Genomic DNA, 19,829 nt, shown 5'->3' on the forward strand with positions numbered 1-19,829 from the left:
TCTCGGTGTGCGGTTCGCGTTTCCCGATAAGCGATCTCTAACCCGTTCCGGCGGGATGATCTTCACCCACGGGGCGCGACGCGAACGGTCAGATCGGTGATGCGGTGCGGGGTCCAGTCGCGGGCGTAGCCGGGCGCGCCGCCGCCCGGGCCGGTGACGGCGGCGACCGGGAGACGCCGGGCGGTGTCCACGATCTCGGCGGCGGTGGTGTTCTCGTTGTTCCCGGTGGTCGAGCCGGAGGAGCAGCCGGTGTAGTAGCCGATCGGGATGGACTCGTGCCCGGTGATCAGGCAGGGCGGGCGGACCCCGAGCCGGTGCAGTTCGTCCGCGACGCGGGCCCAGTCCTCGCGGCTGGCGACGTTGCGGTCCACGGTGCCCTCGAGGACGGCGAACTGCACCGCGAGGTGACCGGCCAGCGCGAGCGCGACCATGGGCGCGGCCACCGGCCGCCACCGCCCCTGCCGCGTCCGGACCAAGTGCCACAGCCCGTCGGCCACCGGGATCGCCAGCAGGGCGTAGGCGGGCTGGAGGAAGCGCGGCGCCGCGTAGCCGATCATGAACAGGTAGGGTGCCGCGGCCGTGACGGCGCAGACGAACGGGATCAGCGTGCGGGCGGTGCGCCGCACCCGGGCCGCGACGACGACGCCCAGGACGGCGACGAACGGCAGGACGATCCACCAAGCGGTGACCACCGGGTGCGGCATCGACCCGGTGCAGGGCCGGCACAAACCCCGGCCGCCCAGGCTGCGCATCTGGTCGTCGACGGCGATGTTCCAGCCGAGGCCGCCCTGGATCTCCGAGGCCCTCGACAGCCGCTCCCCGAGGCCGCCGTACCAGCCGTACGCCTCGATCACCCACTCCACTCCCCCGGCCGCCAGACCGCCCACGAGGGCGAGCAGCAGGAGCCGGCGGCGGCGTACGAGGACCAGGACCAGCAGCGGCAGAGCCACCCAGACGGCGTCGGTGGGCCGCATCCACGCCATCAGCGCGGCGCCGGCCACCACACCCCACAGCGCGGTCCGGCCGGAGTGCCCCTGCCAGGACCGCAGGAAGCACCCCACGCAGATCAGGGCGCCGATCGCGACCCAGTAATTGGGCATGGCCTGGGGGCCGTAGAACAGCGTCACCCACAGGGTGGCGAAGAACGCGCCGGCGGTGGCCAGGACGCGGGCCGGGAACAGTCCTTTCCAGGCGCGCAGGGCGAGGTACAGACCGGCGCCGGAGAGCAGGGCGAGGTAGACGCGCAGCAGTTCGGTGGAGGACGACCAGGACGCTACGGGCGCCACCAGCAGGGAGACGCCGCGGGCGCGCGGTGCGCTGAAGAAGGCGGCGGGGTGGTGGGTGGTGACCTGGCTGGTGTACACGATCTCGTCCCAGCCGAGGCCCATCCACGGGTGGACGAAGGCCAGCTGGGCGAGGGTGAACACGGCGGCCACCGCGGCGAGCAGGGCGTCGCCGCGCAGGCGTCGCGGGGTGCCGGGCGGCGCGGCCGGCTCGCCCCGTCGTCTGCCGGCGAGCATGGCGTTCGCGCCGTCGGTCATCGTGCACCCCTCACGCCCGCTCGTCGCGGGGTCGTCCGGTCCTCACCTCCTGCCGCCGCTGAGCGGGAACCCGGAAGTCGGATCACATGGTCAAACTAGTGCGCGGGGTACGGCCGCGCAGGGTGGAACTCGGCCAGTCGCGCGATTGGGTCGGTTCCGGTCCGCGGGTCCCGTCAACGGGCGTTGGGGCGTCGGTGCGGGGGTTGTTCGGGGGTGGGACGCCGTTCGGGCGCGGGGATCGTGCGGGTGACGGGCCCGTCCCCGCTCACGGCCAGCGGCGTCCCGTGGTGGTGGATGGTGAGGGGCTCGCCCGCCAGCAGGATGTACGTCGCCCTGTCGGCGCGGACCTCCACGCGCAGGCACCGGCCGCGGAACTGGAGCCGGAAGGCGAGACGGCTGAACTTCTCGGGCAGCCGCGGCGTGAACCGGAGGCTGTCGCCCTCCCGGCGGGTGCCGCCGAAGCCGGCGACCAGCGCCAACCACGTACCGGCGAGCGAGGCGATGTGGAGTCCGTCGCGGGTGTTGTGCTCCAGGTCCGCGAGGTCCATCAGCGCGGCCTCGGCGGCGTAGTCGTAGGCCAGGCGCAGGTGTCCGGTCTGGGCGGCGACGACGGCCTGGCAGCAGGCGGACAGGGAGGAGTCCCGCACCGTGAGCGGTTCGTAGTAGGCGAAGTTGCGGGCGATCTGGTCCTCGTCGCAGTGGGCGTCGAACCAGCTGCCGCAGGTGTACATCGCCAGCACGAGGTCGGACTGCTTGATCACCTGTTTGCGGTAGAGGTCGAAGTAGGGGAAGTGCAGCATCAGCGGGTACTGGTCGGCGGCGGTGCGGGCGAAGTCCCAGCGCTGGTGGCGGGTGAAGCCCGCGTGCTGCTCGTGGACGCCGATCTCCTCGTTGTAGGGGATGTGCACGGACTCGGCGGCGTCGCGCCAGGCGGCGCTCTCCTCGTCGTCCACGCCGAGCCGGGCCGCGTCGTCGGGGTGGCGTTCGCAGGCGTCGGCCGCGGCGAGGAGGTTCGAGCGCGCCATGAGGTTGGTGTACGTGTTGTCGTCGACGATGGCGCTGTACTCGTCCGGACCTGTGACGCCGTCGATGTGGAAGACGCCGTGGTGGTCGTGGTGGCCCAGCGAGCGCCAGAGCCGGGCCGTCTCCACCAGGAGTTCGAGGGCGGTGTCGCGTTCGAAGTCGGTGTCGCCGGTCGCCGCCGTGTAGCGCACCGCGGCGTGCGCGATGTCGGCGGCCACGTGGAAGGCGGCCGTGCCGGCCGGCCAGTAGGCGGAGCCCTCCGAGCCGTCGATGGTCCGCCACGGGAACGCGGCGCCGCGCAGGCCGAGCTGGGTGGCGCGGTCCCGGGCGGCGGGCAGGGTGTCCCGGCGCCAGCGCAGCGCCTCGGCGACGGCCCTGGGCTCGGTGTAGGTCAGCACGGGCAACACGAACATCTCGGTGTCCCAGAACGCGTGCCCGTCGTAACCGGAGCCGGTCAGTCCCTTGGCCGGAACGGCCCGCTGTTCGGCGCGGGCGCCGGCCTGCAGGACGTGGAACAGGGCGAACCGCACGGCCTGCTGGATCTCCTCGTCGCCGTGCACCTCGACGTCCGCCCGCGCCCAGAAGTCGTCGAGGTAGGCGCGCTGTTCGGCCACCAGGCCGTCCCAGCCGCTGTGCGCGGCGGCGGCCAGCGCGGCCTCGACCTGATCGCTCATGGCGGGCCGGGAGCGGGCGCCCGACCAGCCGTGGGCGACGGTCTTGCGCACCCGCAGCCGCTGTCCCGGTTCCAGCACGGAGGTGATGGTCAGGCGGGCCACGTCCTCGTTGCTCTCGCTGCTGGTGGTGATCTCGCCCGAGGTGTCGACGACGTGGTCGGAGGCCACGGCGACCCGCAGGCCGCTGCGGCGGGTCCGGTGGAGCAGGCGCAGCCGGGAGCCGACGGCCATGTCCTCCTCGGGCTCCAGGGGTGACCGCAGGGCTCTGGACGCACGGGGGTCGCCGTCGGGGTCGGGCAGGCTCTCGTTGGCGACCAGCTCGGACTGGATCACGACCCTGGTCCGGCTGTCGACGGGCTCCACCTCGTAGGAGACGGCGGCGATGGCCCGCTGGGTGAGGGAGACCAGCCGGGTGGAGCGCACTCGGACGGTGGTGCCGGCCGGGGAGGTCCACTCGCAGGTCCGCTCGAGGACGCCGCGCCTGAGGTCCAGGGTCCGTTCGTGCTCGACGAGCCGGCCGTAGCGCAGGTCGAAGGGTTCGTCGTCGACCAGCAGGCGCAGCAGCTTGCCGTTGGTGACGTTGATGACGGTCTGGCCGGACTCCGGGTAGCCGTAGCCCGCTTCGGCGTAGGGGAGCGGGTGGAGTTCGTAGACGCCGTTGAGGTAGCTGCCGGGCAGGCCGTGCGGTTCGCCCTCGTCGAGGTTGCCGCGCCAGCCGATGTGCCCGTTGGACAGGGCGAAGACGGATTCGCTCTGGGCCAGGAGGTCGAGGTTGAGGGCCGTCTCGCGCACGGACCAGGGTTCGACGGCGTACGTCCGGTTGGTGATCACGCGTCGCCCCCCAGTTCGGCGAGGTCCTTGACGACGTGGTCCGCGCCGTGGGCGTAGAGGGCGTCGGTCTGGCCGACGCGGTCCACGCCGACGACGTACCCGAAGTGTCCGGAGCGGCCCGCCTCCATGCCTGCCAGCGCGTCCTCGAAGACGGCGGCGCGGGACGGTTCGACGCCGAGGTCGCGGGCGGCGGCGAGGAAGGTGTCGGGGCGCGGTTTGCCCGGCAGCCCCCGTTCGCGGGCCACCACGCCGTCGACGCGTACGTCGAACAGGCGCTCGGCGTCGATGGAGCGCAGGACGTCCAGGGTGTTGGCGCTGGAGGAGACGATCGCGGTGGCGAGGCCGGCGGCGCGGACCGCGTCGATGTAGCGCAGCGTGCCCTCGTAGGGCTGCACGCCGTCGTTGCGGATCTTCTCCAGGACCAGTTCGTTCTTGCGGTTGCCGACGCCGCCCACGGTCAGGGCGTCCGGTGGGTCGTCCGGGCCGCCCTCGGGCAGGTCGATACCGCGGGAGGCGAGGAAGGTGCGCACCCCGTCGGCACGGGGGCGGCCGTCGACGTACTCGTCGTAGTCGGAGTCGGTGAAGGGCCGGAAATCCGCGCCGTCCCGCTCGCGCAGGAAGGCGTCGAAGGTCTCCTTCCACGCGGCGGCGTGCACCACCGCCGTTTTGGTGACGACCCCGTCGAGGTCGAAGAGGCAGGCCTGGATGGCGTCGGGAAGTCCCAGCTGCGTCGTCATACCCGACACAGTTCCCCGCCGGGGCGGGTCCGATCAGGTGACACACTCTGCGGTGTGCCGCTGACTTTCGACGACCTCCTCGCCCGTGCCCGCTCGCTGCCCCGGGGCGGACGGCGCGCGATCCTCGGTATCGCCGGCAGCCCCGGGGCCGGCAAGACCACGCTCGCCGAATGCCTGGTGCGGGAGTTGAACGGGACCGGCGAACCGTGGGTCGCGCACGTCCCCATGGACGGCTTCCACCTCGCCGACGCCGAACTGGACCGGCTGGGCCGCCGGGACCGCAAGGGCGCGCCCGACACCTTCGACGCGGCCGGGTACGCGGCGCTGCTGCGCCGCCTGCGCGAGGAGGCGCCGGGCGGCGGGGAGGCCGTCGGCGACACCGTGTATGCGCCCGGCTTCGAGCGCGTGCTGGAGCAGCCGATCGCCGGGGCCGTGCCGGTACCGCCGTCGGCGCGGCTGGTCGTGACGGAGGGCAACTACCTGCTGCTGGGCTGCGGCGCCTGGGAGCGGGTGCGTTCCGGGCTCGACGAGGTGTGGTTCTGCGAACTCCCGGAGCCGGAACGGATCCGGCGCCTGGTGGCCCGTCACGAGCGGTTCGGCAAGTCCCACGCGGACGCGGTTGCCTGGGTCCTGGGCAGCGACCAACGAAACGCCGACCTGGTCGCGGCCACCCGGGCCCGCGCCGACCTCGTGGTGCCCGAAGGCGCGATGCCGGTCACCCGGTCATGAACCACCGCCCGGGAGGCGCGGCCGCTCCGCGTGCGGGAAGCCGTCGGCGCTCACGTGCGGCAGGACGCCGCTCGCCACGCGGTAGCGCCCGTTCGGCACGTCGTCCGACCTGGCGATGTGCACGGCCAGCGGGCCGGCCCACTCGTAGCCGCGCCGTTCGGCGTGCCGGGCCAGGCTGTCGGTGAGCACCTGGCCCACCCGGCCGTCGCGGCGCGTCAGTTCGTCGTGGACGACGTCGGCGAGCACGACGTCGTAGGCGTTGGGGACCATGACCCGTCCCGCCGGGGAGACCACGGCTTTGCTGTCGCATTCGGTGCGCAGGGCGTCGAGGAGTTCGACGGGTTCCTTGCCGAAGGCGCGCGCCCACAGTGCTCCCATGCGGTTCTCGAGTGTCTTCTCCAGCGCGCTGATGGCGCCCATACGGTTCACCTGCCGGGGGTGTGCGCGGGACCGGCCGCCCGGGTGGCGTGGCCGGTCGCCCGGGTGGCGTGCGTTCGTGGCGCGGTCACCGGGCGGTCATCGCTCGTCGTAGTCGTCGGGTTGGACGTGCGCCTCCTCAAGGGCCTCGCGCATGGTCCGGCCGGTGCCTCCCGGCGGGCGGGGCGTCTCCTCGTCCTCGCGCCGGTCGAGGACGTCGTCGGTGGTGTCGGTCTTCGGCCGGTTCTCTTCCGGGACGGTCATGACGGTGCCTTTCGTGCTGCTCTGCGGTCGCTTCCGCAACGGCGGGTTCCCGGTCGGCGCGGGGCTATCCCCGCCCGGTGCGATGCCGGTCGCGCGGGGCGGGATCCGGCGTCGCGGGGCGGCGGAACGGCCCTGTACACCGCCCTGCCGGTCACGAGGGGTGAGCTATGTTGACCTCCGTGGGAGACAAAGGAGGCGCACCCGTGCCATCGCCGCAGCAGGCCCGCGCACAGGCATCGGCGATCACCTCGGGACGTGCGGCCGAGGAGACGGAGGTCTCCGCCACGTCCCGGCTCAGGACACTGTTCGACCGGCCCCGCCTGTCCCCGGGGCAGCGGCGCATCGCGCAGTACCTGATCGAGCACCTCACCGAGGCGGCGTTCCTGTCGATCACCGACCTCGCCGACCGGGCGGGCGTCAGCCAGCCCTCGGTGACGCGGTTCGCCTCGGCGGTGGGCTTCAGCGGATACCCGGCACTGCGGGAGCGGCTCCAGTCGATCGCGCTGGGCGGCCGGGGCGGCGTCCCGGCCGAGGAGAACCGGGGCAACGAGCTCCAGGCCGCCGTCGACGCCGAGATCGAGAATCTGGAGAACCTGCGGCGCGACTTCGCCGACGCCGACCGGGTGATCGACGTCGGCCGCAAGCTGGCCGCCTCGGCGCCGCTGACCGTTCTCGGACTGCGCATCTCCGTCTCGCTCGCCGAGTACTTCGCCTACGCGGCCCGCCGGGTCCACCCGGACGTGCGTCTGGTGACCCACGGCGGCAGCGTCGCCTACGACGCCCTGCTGCAGTCGCGCGAGGCGGGCGGTACCTGGGTGCTGGCCTTCTCCATGCCCCGGCACGCCCAGGAGACCCTGAACGCGGTCCGGGTGGCGCGCGGGGCCGGACTGAAGGTGGCGCTGATCACCGACCTGGCCCTCGGCCCCGTCGTCGACGAGGCCGACGTCACCTTCGCCACGGGGACGGGGTCACGGCTGGTCTTCGACTCCTACGCGGCGCCCGGGGTGATGTGCGCGGCCCTGCTCCAGGCCATGACCGACGCCGATCCCGAGCGGACCCAGGCCCGGTTGGAGGAGTACGAGCAGGTCGCGGACCAGCACCAGTTCTTCCTCCGGGACTGATCCGTCCACCCCGGCCGGGAGCACGCCCGGCGATCGGTCGGCGCGGACGGGGACCACGGGGTTCATCCGGAATCAAGTCAAAAGCAGGCATGAATGTTTTCATACGCCTTGCAAAGCAGATGGCATATATAAATACTGCTCACGGATCGCGACCCGGCCGCCCCGGGACGCGTCCGCACCTGCGTGAACATCCTGACCGCCGGCTCCTACCCGCTCCGGCGTGCCCGGATGTTCCGTCGGGCACCGCCTGCGCGAGCGCCCGCGGCGGTCCCGGTCGTCCCCTGGACCGGGACCGCCTCCCACCGTCGCCCACCCCGCCGACGCCGCCACACCGGAAGCGATGATCATGCCCCTGACGACCACGCGCACCAGCCCGGACTGGCCCTGCCAGGTGAAGGCGCCCGGTAGTTACGACTGGGAACGCTCGGCGGCCAAGTGGCTGCGCGAGCTGGTGCCGGCCCGCTACGCCGGCTATCCGGCGCTCATCCGCCACCCCGTGCTGCTCGCCCGCCATGCGCAGATCCAGGTGCAGCACGAGATCCGGGTGGCGCGCACCGCCCTGCAGACCGCCCGGGCCGATCTGCCCCGGCTCGGAATGCCCGAGTCGGTCATCGAACACACCATCAAGCTGTACGCGGCGGAGCTCCTGCAGTTGCAGCACATCGCGCGCAGCGTGCGGGCGGTCACCGAGGCGCTGGTGGAGCGCGGCGCCGGGCGCTGAACCGGCCCGTCCACCGTGAGCGGGCGTCAGTCCACCGGATGGCCCGCCACGATGTCCGCGGCGTCGGACAGCCTCAGCAGTGGCCCGCCGGCCCGGTCCCGCCCGCCCCACTCGACGGGATCGAGGACGAACCCGACGTGGTCGCCCCCGGCGACGCGCTCCACGACGCGCCCGACGAACCACGCCTCGGCATCCTCCAGCAGCACCGCCCCGCCGTGGCCCTCGCGCCAGCGGACCCGCCCGAACTTGTCCACCTCGTCGCCGGTCCGCCCGCCGAAGAGTTCGGCCGTCGCGTGCTGGTCGCGGGCGAGGAGATGAACGGCCAGGAAGTCGGCGGACCGCGCTACCCGGAAAGTCCGGTTGACCTCGGAGAGCCAGACGGCGTAGCGCACCGGGTCGAGCGAGCACTGCGAGGAGAACCCGGCCAGACACCCCGACCGCTTCCCGCCCGCCGCGGCCGTCACCACGCACATGTCCGGGTCGAGCCGGCCGACAAACGCGTCCATGCCGGCCATGGTAGAGGGGCTCAGGCCGCGAGAAAACGCCGAAGGGCCGCCCGCAGGGCGGTGACGAAGGAGTCCCTGCGCGCCTCGTCGAGGGCGTCCAGCGACAGGTAGGGGTTGAGGTCCTCCAACTCGACCGGGAGCAGTCCGCCGCCCGGAGCACGGCAGGCGTCCACGCGCTGGATGCCATGGTCGGGGCCGGAACTCCTCCGGTCTGACCGGGTGTGATCGTATGCGATTCGGCCCACCGGTGGCTCGAGTGCACTCAGTTCCCTCTCGGGGCTGCACTGAGTGCCAGATAGCCGGTGAACTGCTACGTTCCCCCTCATGAGCTCCAGCAGTGCGGCGCCCGGCCGCGGCGACGGCACCGGCGCGGCGGGTGCCACTGATGCGGCGGGCGGCCGGCCGCCGATGCGGGAGGCACTGGTCGCGGCGGCGTTCCGGCTGTTCCTGGAACGGGGCTACGAACAGACGACCGTCGACGACATCGTCACGCTGGCCGGCGTCGGACGGCGGTCCTTCTTCCGCTACTTCCCCTCCAAGGAGGACGTGGTCTTCCCCGACCACGAGCGGTGCCTGGCGGACATGACGGCCTTCCTGGCCGCCTCACCCGAGGACACCGACCCGGTGGCCCGGGTCTGCGACGCGGCCCGGCTGGTGCTGCGCATGTACGCCGAGAACCCGGACTTCTCGGTGCAGCGCTACCACCTCACCAAGAAGGTGCCCGGGCTGCGCGCGTACGAGCTGTCGGTGGTGTGGCGCTACGAACGCGCCCTCGCCGAGTACCTGCGCGGACGCCTCGGCGGACGGCCGGACGGGGCCCTGAGGGCGGACCTGATCGCGGCCGCGGTGGTCGCAGCGCACAACAACGCGCTGCGGTCCTGGCTGCGTTCGGACGGCCGGGACGACGCGGCCGCCGCGGTGGACCACGCGCTCGAGTACGCGCAGTCCGCCTTCGGGAGCGTTCCCGTACCGCCCCCGGCCGGGGAGCGGGGGGACGTGGTCGTGGTCCTCGCGCGGCGCGGAGCGCCCCTGTGGCAGGTCGTGCGGGAGGTCGAGGCGGCGTTCGCCGACGACTGACCGACCCTCGGCGAGAGGACCGCACCGCAAGCAATCAAGGGTACGCAGTGCCTTTACGCGTGGCACGCAGTGCCATAACCTGAGAACGTGCACGGTGGCGCGGTCACCCGCACACGCGTGCCCGGGTGACCGCGCACCCCGATTCCGGCTCGAATGCAGGGAGTTGACCAGCGTGTACTACCACTCAGGAAACGTCGCTCAGCAGACAGCCGGCTCCGCGACGGGCGTCCTCGACCCCAAGGCCCCGGACACCGAGGCGATCCTCTTCCAGCGCTGCACCTGGTGCGGCACGGCCATGTACCACCGGGTGCTGTGCCCGGTCTGTCGCGGCAGCGACCTGCGGACCGAACGCAGCGACGGCACGGGGACGGTACGGCACTCCACGGTGGTGCACCGCAACACCCCGGCGGCGCGCAACGTGTCCCTGATCGAGATGGCCGAGGGCTTCGTGCTGCGCGGCCGGGTGATGGGCCCGCTCATCGGCATCCACAGCGGCGACCGGGTACGACTGTCCACGGCCGAGGACCCGGTGCGGGGCGAGCCGGTCTTCCAACTGGTCGACGAACCGTACCGGGCCTGGACCTGAGTGACGGTCAGTTCACGGCCGACCCTCCCCGCACGGGGCCGGCGTACCGGGCAGCAGCGTGCCGGTGCGCACCGGTGCCCCCGTCCCGAAGCTCCGGTTGGCGGCGAGACCGACGACCAGCGCGAGCGCGCCGTCGCGTTCGGTGGCCGTCGAGTGCGCGGCGGCGCTCGGGTCCGCGCCCGGTAGGGCCGCGTCCACCGGGCCGAACAGCGCGTCCAGCATGCGCGGGTCACCGCCGCCGTGTGCCTCGTGGGCGACGTCGAGCGGTATGTCGACCGGGGGCTTCCACAGCGGGCGCAGGGTGAGGCGGGCGCCGCCGGCGTGCTCGGCGGCCGTGTCCCCGTGCACCGCTCCCCGTTCCGAGGCCGCCCGGGTCGAGGGCCTCGCCCAGCGGCTCTCCTCCACCTCCAACTCCAGGCGTCCGGCGCTGCCGTTGACCATCACCCGGTAGCCCTCCCACGGGGAGTAGGCCGTCAGGTGGTACGTCATCGTGGCACCACGGGCGTACCGGACCAGGACCGCCATGTCGTCCTCGATGGTGACCGGCCCGTCGAAGACGTTGCGGTCGCGCAGGTACCCGTCGTCCCGCTCGGCGTCCAGGTAGAGGGCGCGCAGCGTGTCGTTGGCGGCGAGATCGAGGGCGAAGGGGTCGTCGGCGGCCGGCCCGGCGCCGTGGGCTCGGACGTAGTCCCGGCGCAGCCCGTGGCGTTCGCCCGCCTCGCGGCCGTAGAAGCCGAGACGTCCGTAACCGAAGACCTCCTGCGGCTCGTCGGCCAGCCACCAGTTGACGAGGTCGAAGTGGTGCGAGGACTTGTGCACCATCAGCCCGCCGCTGCGGCGCTTGTCCCGGTGCCAGCGGCGGAAGTAGTCCGCACCGTGCCGCACGTCCAGCAGCCACTCGAAGTGGACGGACAGCACCTCCCCGACCGCGCCCCCGGCCAGCAGCGCCCGCACCTTCTCGTGGACGGGGTTGAAGCGGTAGTTGAAGGCGACGGTGAGGGAGTTGCCGGTCTCGCGGACGGTCTCCAGGATGCGGGCGCAACGGTCGGCGTCGACGGTCATCGGCTTCTCGGTGACGACGCGGCAGCCCGCGCGCAGCGCCGGGACGACGTACCGGTCGTGCTCGGCGTCGACGGTGGTGACGATCACCTCGTCGATGCCCTCCTCACCGAGCAGGTCGGCGAAGCGCTCGGGGTCCCACTGGGCCGCGGGAGGTTCACCGGCCGCCGTGAGCAGCCGGTTGTGGAAGGCCATCCGGGTCGGGCTCGGGTCGCACAGGGCGGCGACGCGGTGACCGGGGCGTTCGGCGAGGCCCCTCGTGAAGGTCTGGGCGCGGTGGCCGGTGCCGACGACGGCGGCGCGCAGGCAGGGATTCGGACTCATGCAGAAAGCCCTTTCCAATCGGCTGCGGCGTCACTCTTCATCGATCACGCCGCCGTGCCGCTCGTCAGGGGAGCGGGCCGCCGTGCCACTCCCGTCGCGGGCGACGCGGGCCGGTCCGCTCAGGAGGTGAGCGTGATCCGGATGCCCACGGTGCCGGCCGACCCGCGGCGCAGCCGGCTGCCGAGGAGGGTGAGCCGGCCGACGACGCCGTACTTGCGGGCGATCAGCCGACGGTAGCGTCCGGTGGTGACCGGGGCGCAGATCTCCGCCGTCGCCGGGACCTGGTCGCCGGTCGGCCGGCCGCGCACGTCGCAGGGGCCGACCAGCACGTCGGCGCGGTTGCGGACGCGCTTGACCTTCCCCGAGTCGGCGACGGTCCACACGCCGAGGGCGTCCCCGTCCCGTACGACCCACACCGGGGTGGCGACCGGGGTGCCGTTCTTCCTGTACGTGGTGACCAGCAGGTACTTGCCGGCGCCGAGCCGGGCCGATGAGGCGTCGTCCATGGTCGGGAAGTCTAGGCGCCCGGCACGGGCCGCGGCTCTCGTCCCGCCTCACCCCACGGCCGCCGCCATCCTCCGCACCGCCTGCGTGATCACCTCCGGCGAGGTCGCGAGGTTGAGCCGCAGGTGTCCCGCGCCGCCGGTACCGAAGGGGATGCCGGAGCTGAGGGCGACCCGGCCGCGCCGGAGGAAGACGTCCGCCGGGTCGTCGCCGAGGTCCAGCGGGCGGCAGTCGAGCCAGGCCAGGTACGTCGCCTCGCCGGGGCGGTGGACCACGCCGGGCAGGTGCTCGGCCAGCAGCCGGGTGAGCAACCGCCGGTTCTCGTCGATCCCGGCCAGCACGGAGTCCAGCCAGGCGGTCCCGTCGCGCAGGGCCGCCGTGTGGGCGAGGACGCCGACGTGGCTCGGTCCGTGGCCGACCTCCTCGGGCATCCGCGCCAGGTCGGCGGCGGCACCGGGCCCGGCGAGGGCGAGCGCCGCCTTGAGCCCGGCCAGGTTCCACCCCTTGGATGCGGACATCAGGGCGAGGCCGCGCTCGGCGCCGGGCACGCTCAGGTACGGCACGAAGCGCGCGCCGACGGGAACGACCGGCGCGTGGATCTCGTCGGCGACGACCCGGACGCCGTACCGCTCGGCGAGGGCGGCGACGGCGCCCAGCTCGTCGGCGGTGTGCACGGTGCCGGTGGGGTTGTGCGGGCTGCACAGCAGGTAGGCGGCGCGCCCTCCGCCGGCGGCGGCCCGCCGGAACGCCTCCTCCAGCACGCCGAGGTCGATCCGCAGGTCGGCGCCGACCGGCGCTTCGACGACGCGCCGGTCCAGGTGCGTCACGAACTCGTAGAAGGGCGGGTACACAGGCGGGTTGACGATCACCGGGTCGCCGGGCCCGGTGACCAGCTTGAGCATTTCGACGACGCCCAGCATCACGTCGGGCACGATCGCGGTGCGTTCCACGGCGAGGTCGTCCCAGCCCCAGCGCTTGCCCGCGAAGGCGGCCAGGGCCTCGGCGTAGGCGGTGCCGACGGGGTAGCCGGTGTCGCCGAGTTCCATGGCTTCGGTGACGGCGCGCACGACGGGGGCGGCGAGCGGGACGTCCATTTCGGCCACCCACAGCGGCAGCACGTCCTCGGGGTACGTGCGCCACTTCATGCTCGTACGGCGGCGCAACTGGTCGAGCGTGAGCGACCGAAGGGGGTTCGCCTCGTCGGAAGGGTGCTGCTCGTTGCTGGTCATGGGGCACAAGATAGGCGGCGACGGTGCACCCCGGAAACGGAACGGGAGGGACACCGCGGACCGGACGGGACCGGTTGCCCGGTGAACGCGGGCCGGCCCGCCCCCGTACGGGAGGAGGGCGCTCGATGTCCGCGGGGCCCCGCGGCGGTGACGCCGTGAGTCCGGGTTCGGGAGCTCATGCATGAGGCACGCACGACGACGCATCGTCCGGCGAGTGGCACGGCTGGCCGCCGTCGGCGGACTGCTGCTCGGAGGAACCATGGTCACCCGGGCCGTGGCGAGCGAGCCTCCCGGCGCCCCGGCCGTGCCGCACACGCTCGCGCGCAGCGCTTCCGACGCCGGCGCCGGCCTCGTGTCCCGGCTGGGCGCCGACCGTACGGCGGGCCACTGGGTCGGCTCCGACGGGCGGCCGGTCGTGGCGGTCACCGACGAGCGCACGGCGCGGGAGGTGCGCCGGGCCGGTGCCGGGGCGAAGGTCGTGCGGCACAGCTTGTCCGAGCTGAAGTCGGCGACCTCGACGCTGCGTTCGGCACCGCGGGTGCCCGGCACGGCGTGGGCCCTCGACTACCGGTCGAACGAGGTGGTCGTGCGCGGGGACAGCACGGTCCCCCGGTCCGACTGGTCCCGGCTGACGGACGTCGCCGAGGACATCGGCGGCTTCGTCCGCATGGAACGCACCGAGGGCACCTTCACCACGCGCCTGAACGGTGCCGAGCCGATCGTTTCCACGGCGGGGCGCTGCTCGACGGGCTACAACGTGACCGACGGGCGCGGCGACTTCATCCTCACCGCGGGGCACTGCGGGCCGACGGGGTCGGTGTGGTTCGGTGACGGATCGGGCGACCGGAGGGTCGGCAAGACTGTGGCCGGGAGCTTCCCCGGGGACGACTTCTCCCTGGTGGAGTACGCGAACGGCGAGGCGGGCGACGGCGCCGACGTGGTGGCCGTCGGCGCCGGCAAGGGGGTGCGGATCACGGGCGCGGGTGAACCGGCCGTGGGTCAGCGGGTGTTCCGCAGCGGCAGCACCACCGGGTTGCGCGACGGCCGGGTGACCGCGCTCGAGGCAACGGTCAACTACCCGGAGGGCACGGTCACCGGCCTGATCGAGACCGACGTCTGCGCGGAACCCGGCGACAGCGGGGGCCCGATGTTCTCCGAGGGCATAGCGCTCGGCGTGACCTCGGGGGGCAACGGCGACTGCGACAAGGGGGGCACGACGTTCTTCCAACCGCTGCCGGAGGCCATGGCCTCGCTCGGTGTCCGGCTGCTCGTCTCCGCACCGGAGGAGGGGACGGCGCCCGGAGCCGCGCCTTCCGCGCCGAGCGCCACCGGCGGTGGCACCGCTCCGGGCGCCGCAGCACCGGGGGCCACGGCCCCCGTGACGGGTGTCGACGGTTCGACGCTCCTGTCCCGCCTCACCGACCGCCGAAACGTCGGCCCGGGCATGCTCGTCGCCGCGGGCAGCATGGTGGCTCTGGTGGCCACCCGCTGGATCCGCGCGGAGCAGGACCGCAAGGCGTATCGACGGCACTGCTCCGCGACATGGGGATGATCCCGGGTCAGTACGAGGAGGGCACCCGCGCGGGGTGCCCGGGGCCGTTGCCGCGAGGCGCCGAGGGGACCCGGGCGCCGGTCAGGCGGCGTGCTCCGGGTCCGCGGCGGCCCACTCCAAGACAAGCCGCTGGTACTCCTCGCGCTGCTCGACGCTCAGTGTCCCGCCCGACCGGAGCCACAGGGCCCGGATCTCCTCGTTGACCTCGGCAGCCGATCGCTCGGAGGAGGGTTCAACAGTGGTGGACATGTTGTGAAGCATACGGCGATGGGCGTGAAGGCGATGTGAGTATTCGCCAGCCAAACGGACATAACGGACCGTGTTACTGGTCACGTCGATCTTCTCATCTGTCAAGGCCCACGGGCGAGTTCGTTCCCCGCCGGTGTGTTCTGCCGCACATGACCCGCCCGTTCACACGTGCGCCGCCCCCAACACCAGTACCTGGATGGCCAGCACGGCGGCACCGCGCGCCCAGTCGTGGAAGTCGGACACCCTGACCTCCAGGCCGACCGGTGCGGCCCGCGGATGCCGGTTGTCCCGGATGGTGTTCTCCACCACGTCGCCGGCCACGTCCATCAGACCGACCCCCTCACCGGCGAGCAGGATCTTCTGCGGCATCACGAAATTGGCGATCTGCGCCACCAGGGTGCCCAGGGCCCGCCCGGCCTCCTCGACGACCCGGGCCGGCACCGGCTCCCCCTCGGCGGCGGACGCCAGGATCTCCTCGTAGTCCAGGTCCCGGCCGAGGGCGGCCCGGACCTGGTAACGGATATTGGGGATGGTCAGCAGCGAGACGGCGCTGCCGCGCCGGCCGTCCGGGGTGAGCGGACCGTAGCGGTCGAGGATCCAGTGCCGGCCGAAGCCGCGATCCTCGTCCCCGGAGTACGGCACCCGCTTGCCGCCGAGCACCAGCCCGTAACCGACGCCCGCGCCGATGGTGAGGACGACGAACCGGTCCACGCCGCGCCCCGCGCCGAACCATGTCTCGGCCTCCACGAAGGCCGCGGTGTCGTTCTCCACGACGACCGGCAGCCCGGTGCGCTCCTCGACGAGCGCGGCCAGCGGGACGCCCCGCCAGCCCAGGAAGGGGGACTCGCCGACCACCGAACGGTCCTCGACGAGGCCGCCCACGCCGATCCCGACACCGGCCACCCGGGGGCGCCCGCGGGACAGTTCCCGGGCCATAGCCGCCAGCAGGTCGGCGACCTCGCCGGGGTCGTGGGTGGTCAGCGTTCGGTCCAGGCGGGCGACGATCTCGCTGCGCAGCGTGGTCACGACGCCGTACACCATGTCACCGGTGATCTTGAAGCCGAGGAAGTACCGGGAGTCCGCGACCACGTCGAGCGGCTGCGACGGACGCCCCTGCCGCACCGCCGCGGCGCCCGCCTCCGGAACCTCGACCAGCAGCCCCGCCCGGATGAGCGGCTTGGTCAGCCGGGTCAGGCTGCCCGGCGAGAGGTCCAGCCGCCGGGCGATCTCCGTCCGGGACAGCGGACCGTGCACCAGCACCTCGATCGCGACGGAGCGTTCGCCGGGGCTCAGCGGAAGCCAGCTTTCGGCCTGTCCACGCATGACGATCGACCGCCCTCTTCGTCCAGCATTTCTTCCATCACAAAAACAACACTGCCAGTCTAGGTCCGCGGCCTCGCCCCAAAGGATCAAAGCACGCCTCTTGACGCCATGATTATTCCGCCCCAAAAGTAAAGCGGGACGAGCCGTCGCACGCGAGGGGGTCTGCCGATGTCCATCGCTTCCAGCAGCCGTGCCGGGAACCGGGGTGACGGACGTCTCGCCGCGGTGTTCATCGCGCCGGCGTTCCTCGGCTTCGCGGTCTTCCTCCTGTGGCCGACGCTGCGCGGCGTCTACCTGAGCTTCACCCGCTTCAACCTGCTGACCCCAGCCCGATGGGTGGGGCTCGACAACTACGTGCGGATGGTCAACGACCCCATCTTCTGGGAGTCACTGCGGGTCACGGTCGTCTACGTGGTCCTCAACATCGGCGTGCAGACCGTCTCGGCCCTGGCCATCGCGGTGCTGCTCCAACGGCTGACCCGATCACCCTGGCTGCGCGGCATCGTGCTCACGCCGTACCTGATGTCCAACGTGGTGGCCGGCATCGTCTGGCTGTGGATCCTGGACACCCAGCTCGGCATCGGCAACGAGATCATCGCCGCGCTCGGCCTCGACCGCGTCCCGTTCCTCACCGACGAGACCTGGGCCGTGCCGACCATCGCGCTGATCAACGTGTGGCGGCACGTCGGCTACACCGCGCTCCTGCTGTTCGCGGGGCTCCAGGCGATCCCGGGCGACATGTACGAGGCCGCGAGGGTGGACGGGGCGAGCGAGTGGCGGATGTTCCGCCGGATCACGCTGCCGCTGCTGCGGCCGGTCCTCGCGGTCGTCCTGATCATGACGGTGATCGGATCGTTCCAGGTGTTCGACACGGTCGCCGTGACCACCGCCGGCGGACCGGCGGGCGCCACCAACGTCCTCCAGTTCTACATCTACGGTGCCGCCTTCGGCCGCTTCCAGTTCGGGTACGCCTCGGCGATGTCGGTTGCCCTGCTCGTCGTGCTGAGCGCCATCACCTTCGTCCAGTACCGGCTCACCCGGGCCGGCCGGACCGACCTCGGCTGACGGAGAGGAGAACGAGATGACCGACACGACCGCCGTGGCCGGCCCCGTCACGGCACGCGGTGACGGTGGCGGCCGGCGCGGGCTCTCCCCGGGACGGATCGTGGCCTGGGCGGTGATGGCCGCCATCGTGCTCGTCACCCTGCTGCCCTTCTACTGGATCCTGCGCACCGCACTGTCCACCAACACCGGGCTGGCCGCCCACCCGGCCGGCCCCTTGCCGGTCGATCCGACCACCAGCGGCTTCGAGCGGGCGCTCGGCCTGCAGTCGGCCGAGGAGGCGATCGCCCAGGGCGGCTCGGGCGGCGGACTGAGGTTCTGGCGGTACCTGCTGAACTCGGTGCTCGTCTCGACGCTGATCACCGTCTGCCAGATCCTCTTCTCCGCCATGGCGGCGTACGCCTTCGCCAGGCTGCGCTGGCGGGGCCGGGACACGGTGTTCGCCATGTTCCTGGCCGGGCTGATGGTGCCGGCCGTCTTCACCCTGCTGCCGAACTTCGTGCTCATCAAGGAACTCGGCCTGGTCGACTCCCTGCTGGGCATCGCCCTGCCGACGATGTTCATGACCCCGTTCGCGGTGTTCTTCCTGCGGCAGTTCTTCATGGGCGTCCCCCGGGAGGTGGAGGAGGCGGCGCTCCTGGACGGCGCCGGGAAGGTGCGGATCTTCTTCCGGATGCTGCTGCCGATGGCCGCCACACCCGTCCTGACGCTGGCCGTGCTGACGTACATCACGGCCTGGAACGACTACTTCTGGCCGCTGATGGTGTCCTACAGCGACAGCTCGCGCGTGCTGACCGTGGCACTGGCCGTCTTCCGCGCGCAGACCCCGACGACCGGTACCGACTGGTCCGGCCTGATGGCGGCCACGCTCATCGCGGCGCTGCCGATGCTGTTGCTCTTCGTGGTCTTCGCGCGCCGCATCGTGGGCACGATCGGCTTCACCGGCATCAAGTGAGGGGACGGACATGCGCTTTCGTACCACCGCCGCCGCGACCGGGGCGCTGGCCCTGTCCCTGGTGACCGGCTGCGCCCAGGGCACCGGCTCGTCCGCGGACACGGTGACTTACTGGCTCTGGGACACCAACCAACTGCCCGCGTACCAGGCGTGCGCGAAGGACTTCGAGCAGCGGAACCCCGGGCTCGACGTGAAGATCACACAGATGGGCTGGGACGACTACTGGACCAAACTCACCGCGAGCTTCATCGCCGGCACCCAGCCCGACGTGTTCACCGACCACATCCAGAAGTTCGGCCAGTTCGCCGACCTGAAGGTGCTGGAGCCGCTGGACGACCTGGGCATCGAGGTCTCCGCCTACCAGCCCGGGCTCGCCGCGACCTGGCTGGGTGCGGACGGCCACCGCTACGGCGTCCCGAAGGACTGGGACACCATCGCCCTCTTCTACAACGAGAAGATGACGAAGGACGCCGGGCTGAGCGCCGAGGAGCTGAACGGCCTGTCCTGGAACCCCGAGGACGGCGGCACGTTCGAGAAGGCGATCGCGCGCCTGACCGTGGACGACAAGGGCAGGCGGGGCGACGAACCGGGCTTCGACAAGGACAACGTCGAGGTCTACGGCCTGGCCACCAACGGCGGCGGCGACGGTGACGGCCAGACCACCTGGAGCCACTTCGCCGCCTCCGCCGGCTGGACCTACACGGACAAGGAGCGGTGGGGCACCGAGTACCGGTACGACGACGACACCTTCCAGTCGGTCATCGATTGGTACTTCGGGCTGGCGGACAAGGGCTACATGGCACCCCTCACCGACTACTCCGTGTCCAACCAGGCCAACGCCCAAGTGGGCGCGGGCACGGCGGCCACCGCCTTCGACGGAGCGTGGATGCTGTCGACGTACGACGGCTTCGAGGGCGTGGACTTCGGCACCGCCGTGACTCCCGCCGGCCCGACCGGCGAGCGGGCCACGATGATGAACGGCCTCGCGGACTCCGTCACCAAGAACGCCCGCAACAAGCCCGGCGCCCTGAAGTGGGTGAAGTACCTGGCGTCCGAGGAGTGCCAGCGCACCGTGGGCGGCCTCGGCATCGTCTTCCCGGCCACGCCCGAGGGCACCGAGGCGGCCGTCGCGGCGTACGGGAAGCGGGGCATCGACGTCTCGGCCTTCACCCGGCCGGTCGACGAGGAGAAGGGCTTCCGGCTCTTCTCCTACCCGATCACCAACTACGCGGCGGACGTGCAGGCGCTCATGCGCCCCGCCATGCAGGACATCTACGGCGGTGGAGAACCGGTGAGCAGCCTCGACGAGACCAACGACCAGATCAACCTGATCCTCGACCAGTGA

The 19,829-nt window shown here is 72.2% G+C and carries 21 protein-coding genes; 9 read left to right on the forward strand and 12 right to left on the reverse strand.

All coding sequences use genetic code 11. The annotated features are described in order from the left end of the window. Positions 1–62: 62 nt before the first annotated feature. The 3 genes from IE142_RS09655 to IE142_RS09665 form a co-directional block, all read right to left on the reverse strand. Positions 63–1,541 (reverse strand): hypothetical protein, encoded by a 1,479-nt coding sequence (locus IE142_RS09655; RefSeq protein ID WP_191885298.1) that lies wholly within the window; start codon positions 1,539–1,541, stop codon positions 63–65. 173 nt (positions 1,542–1,714) lie between these two features. Next, positions 1,715–4,069 (reverse strand): glycoside hydrolase family 65 protein, encoded by a 2,355-nt coding sequence (locus tag IE142_RS09660; RefSeq protein ID WP_191885299.1) that lies wholly within the window; start codon positions 4,067–4,069, stop codon positions 1,715–1,717. Further along, positions 4,066–4,806 (reverse strand): beta-phosphoglucomutase family hydrolase, encoded by a 741-nt coding sequence (locus IE142_RS09665; RefSeq protein WP_191885300.1) that lies wholly within the window; start codon positions 4,804–4,806, stop codon positions 4,066–4,068. Before IE142_RS09665 ends, IE142_RS09660 begins: the two co-directional genes overlap by 4 nt. A 54-nt stretch (positions 4,807–4,860) precedes the next feature. Between IE142_RS09665 and IE142_RS09670 the strand changes: the two genes are divergently transcribed. Beyond that, positions 4,861–5,535: a nucleoside/nucleotide kinase family protein gene (locus tag IE142_RS09670; RefSeq protein ID WP_191885301.1), complete on the forward strand. Its 675-nt coding sequence runs from the start codon at positions 4,861–4,863 to the stop codon at positions 5,533–5,535. On the opposite strand, the gene IE142_RS09675 is transcribed toward IE142_RS09670, so the two are convergent. Next, positions 5,530–5,955 carry a DUF3662 domain-containing protein gene (locus IE142_RS09675; RefSeq protein ID WP_191885302.1) on the reverse strand — a complete coding sequence of 142 codons (426 nt, stop codon included), beginning with the start codon at positions 5,953–5,955 and terminating at the stop codon, positions 5,530–5,532. The two genes, IE142_RS09670 and IE142_RS09675, sit on opposite strands and share 6 nt — an antisense overlap. A 96-nt stretch (positions 5,956–6,051) precedes the next feature. Further along, positions 6,052–6,216: a hypothetical protein gene (locus IE142_RS09680; protein WP_191885303.1), complete on the reverse strand. Its 165-nt coding sequence runs from the start codon at positions 6,214–6,216 to the stop codon at positions 6,052–6,054. Between the two features lie 203 nt (positions 6,217–6,419). Between IE142_RS09680 and IE142_RS09685 the strand changes: the two genes are divergently transcribed. Further along, positions 6,420–7,337 carry a MurR/RpiR family transcriptional regulator gene (locus tag IE142_RS09685; RefSeq protein WP_191885304.1) on the forward strand — a complete coding sequence of 306 codons (918 nt, stop codon included), beginning with the start codon at positions 6,420–6,422 and terminating at the stop codon, positions 7,335–7,337. Positions 7,338–7,677: 340 nt separating this feature from the next. Further along, positions 7,678–8,058, forward strand: coding sequence for a hypothetical protein (locus IE142_RS09690; protein ID WP_191885305.1), 381 nt, complete (start codon positions 7,678–7,680; stop codon positions 8,056–8,058). Positions 8,059–8,084: 26 nt separating this feature from the next. Here the strand turns inward: IE142_RS09690 and IE142_RS09695 are convergent, their stop codons facing one another. After that, the gene (locus IE142_RS09695; RefSeq protein WP_191885306.1) at positions 8,085–8,573 is read right to left on the reverse strand and encodes a flavin reductase family protein; all 489 of its coding nucleotides are present in this window, start codon (positions 8,571–8,573) and stop codon (positions 8,085–8,087) included. An 11-nt stretch (positions 8,574–8,584) separates the two neighbouring features. Continuing rightward, on the reverse strand, positions 8,585–8,737 hold the full coding sequence (locus IE142_RS09700) for a hypothetical protein (protein ID WP_191885524.1): 153 nt from the start codon (positions 8,735–8,737) through the stop codon (positions 8,585–8,587). A gap of 151 nt (positions 8,738–8,888) precedes the next feature. Between IE142_RS09700 and IE142_RS09705 the strand changes: the two genes are divergently transcribed. Then, positions 8,889–9,641 carry a TetR family transcriptional regulator gene (locus IE142_RS09705; protein WP_229830326.1) on the forward strand — a complete coding sequence of 251 codons (753 nt, stop codon included), beginning with the start codon at positions 8,889–8,891 and terminating at the stop codon, positions 9,639–9,641. 172 nt (positions 9,642–9,813) lie between these two features. Then, on the forward strand, positions 9,814–10,227 hold the full coding sequence (locus IE142_RS09710) for a Zn-ribbon domain-containing OB-fold protein (protein WP_191885307.1): 414 nt from the start codon (positions 9,814–9,816) through the stop codon (positions 10,225–10,227). A 12-nt stretch (positions 10,228–10,239) separates the two neighbouring features. Here IE142_RS09710 and IE142_RS09715 read toward each other — a convergent pair whose 3' ends face one another. From IE142_RS09715 to IE142_RS09725, 3 genes are all read right to left on the reverse strand, one after another. After that, positions 10,240–11,610: a Gfo/Idh/MocA family protein gene (locus IE142_RS09715; protein ID WP_191885308.1), complete on the reverse strand. Its 1,371-nt coding sequence runs from the start codon at positions 11,608–11,610 to the stop codon at positions 10,240–10,242. 119 nt (positions 11,611–11,729) lie between these two features. Next, positions 11,730–12,116 carry a PPOX class F420-dependent oxidoreductase gene (locus tag IE142_RS09720; RefSeq protein ID WP_191885309.1) on the reverse strand — a complete coding sequence of 129 codons (387 nt, stop codon included), beginning with the start codon at positions 12,114–12,116 and terminating at the stop codon, positions 11,730–11,732. A gap of 48 nt (positions 12,117–12,164) precedes the next feature. Next, a complete protein-coding gene (locus IE142_RS09725; RefSeq protein WP_191885310.1) occupies positions 12,165–13,343 on the reverse strand; it encodes a MalY/PatB family protein in 1,179 nt (392 codons plus the stop codon). 181 nt (positions 13,344–13,524) lie between these two features. Here IE142_RS09725 and IE142_RS09730 point away from each other — a divergent pair, with 181 nt between their 5' ends. Next, the gene (locus IE142_RS09730) at positions 13,525–14,895 is read left to right on the forward strand and encodes a S1 family peptidase (RefSeq protein ID WP_191885311.1); all 1,371 of its coding nucleotides are present in this window, start codon (positions 13,525–13,527) and stop codon (positions 14,893–14,895) included. An 81-nt stretch (positions 14,896–14,976) separates the two neighbouring features. Here IE142_RS09730 and IE142_RS09735 read toward each other — a convergent pair whose 3' ends face one another. Beyond that, positions 14,977–15,156 carry a hypothetical protein gene (locus IE142_RS09735; RefSeq protein ID WP_043384275.1) on the reverse strand — a complete coding sequence of 60 codons (180 nt, stop codon included), beginning with the start codon at positions 15,154–15,156 and terminating at the stop codon, positions 14,977–14,979. A 150-nt stretch (positions 15,157–15,306) separates the two neighbouring features. Continuing rightward, a complete protein-coding gene (locus IE142_RS09740; RefSeq protein WP_191885312.1) occupies positions 15,307–16,467 on the reverse strand; it encodes an ROK family transcriptional regulator in 1,161 nt (386 codons plus the stop codon). Positions 16,468–16,635: 168 nt separating this feature from the next. Here IE142_RS09740 and IE142_RS09745 point away from each other — a divergent pair, with 168 nt between their 5' ends. The 3 genes from IE142_RS09745 to IE142_RS09755 are packed head-to-tail and all read left to right on the forward strand — an operon-like array spanning position 16,636 to position 19,829. Further along, positions 16,636–17,532: a carbohydrate ABC transporter permease gene (locus IE142_RS09745; protein WP_191885313.1), complete on the forward strand. Its 897-nt coding sequence runs from the start codon at positions 16,636–16,638 to the stop codon at positions 17,530–17,532. Positions 17,533–17,548: 16 nt separating this feature from the next. Next, a complete protein-coding gene (locus tag IE142_RS09750) occupies positions 17,549–18,484 on the forward strand; it encodes a carbohydrate ABC transporter permease (RefSeq protein WP_191885314.1) in 936 nt (311 codons plus the stop codon). A 10-nt stretch (positions 18,485–18,494) separates the two neighbouring features. Beyond that, the gene (locus tag IE142_RS09755) at positions 18,495–19,829 is read left to right on the forward strand and encodes an ABC transporter substrate-binding protein (protein ID WP_191885315.1); all 1,335 of its coding nucleotides are present in this window, start codon (positions 18,495–18,497) and stop codon (positions 19,827–19,829) included.

It is taken from the genome of Streptomyces mutabilis, assembly GCF_014649815.1.
Classification (GTDB): domain Bacteria; phylum Actinomycetota; class Actinomycetes; order Streptomycetales; family Streptomycetaceae; genus Streptomyces; species Streptomyces mutabilis.

Coding starts and splice junctions, on each gene's coding strand:
- IE142_RS09730 (WP_191885311.1), top strand. CDS start 13,525: ATGAGGCACGCACGACGACGCATCGTCCGGCGAGTGGCACGGCTGGCC.
- IE142_RS09740 (WP_191885312.1), bottom strand. CDS start 16,467: ATGCGTGGACAGGCCGAAAGCTGGCTTCCGCTGAGCCCCGGCGAACGC.
- IE142_RS09690 (WP_191885305.1), top strand. CDS start 7,678: ATGATCATGCCCCTGACGACCACGCGCACCAGCCCGGACTGGCCCTGC.
- IE142_RS09720 (WP_191885309.1), bottom strand. CDS start 12,116: ATGGACGACGCCTCATCGGCCCGGCTCGGCGCCGGCAAGTACCTGCTG.
- IE142_RS09655 (WP_191885298.1), bottom strand. CDS start 1,541: ATGACCGACGGCGCGAACGCCATGCTCGCCGGCAGACGACGGGGCGAG.
- IE142_RS09735 (WP_043384275.1), bottom strand. CDS start 15,156: ATGCTTCACAACATGTCCACCACTGTTGAACCCTCCTCCGAGCGATCG.
- IE142_RS09695 (WP_191885306.1), bottom strand. CDS start 8,573: ATGGCCGGCATGGACGCGTTTGTCGGCCGGCTCGACCCGGACATGTGC.
- IE142_RS09675 (WP_191885302.1), bottom strand. CDS start 5,955: ATGGGCGCCATCAGCGCGCTGGAGAAGACACTCGAGAACCGCATGGGA.
- IE142_RS09665 (WP_191885300.1), bottom strand. CDS start 4,806: ATGACGACGCAGCTGGGACTTCCCGACGCCATCCAGGCCTGCCTCTTC.
- IE142_RS09705 (WP_229830326.1), top strand. CDS start 8,889: ATGAGCTCCAGCAGTGCGGCGCCCGGCCGCGGCGACGGCACCGGCGCG.
- IE142_RS09745 (WP_191885313.1), top strand. CDS start 16,636: ATGTCCATCGCTTCCAGCAGCCGTGCCGGGAACCGGGGTGACGGACGT.
- IE142_RS09755 (WP_191885315.1), top strand. CDS start 18,495: ATGCGCTTTCGTACCACCGCCGCCGCGACCGGGGCGCTGGCCCTGTCC.
- IE142_RS09680 (WP_191885303.1), bottom strand. CDS start 6,216: ATGACCGTCCCGGAAGAGAACCGGCCGAAGACCGACACCACCGACGAC.
- IE142_RS09750 (WP_191885314.1), top strand. CDS start 17,549: ATGACCGACACGACCGCCGTGGCCGGCCCCGTCACGGCACGCGGTGAC.
- IE142_RS09715 (WP_191885308.1), bottom strand. CDS start 11,610: ATGAGTCCGAATCCCTGCCTGCGCGCCGCCGTCGTCGGCACCGGCCAC.
- IE142_RS09725 (WP_191885310.1), bottom strand. CDS start 13,343: ATGACCAGCAACGAGCAGCACCCTTCCGACGAGGCGAACCCCCTTCGG.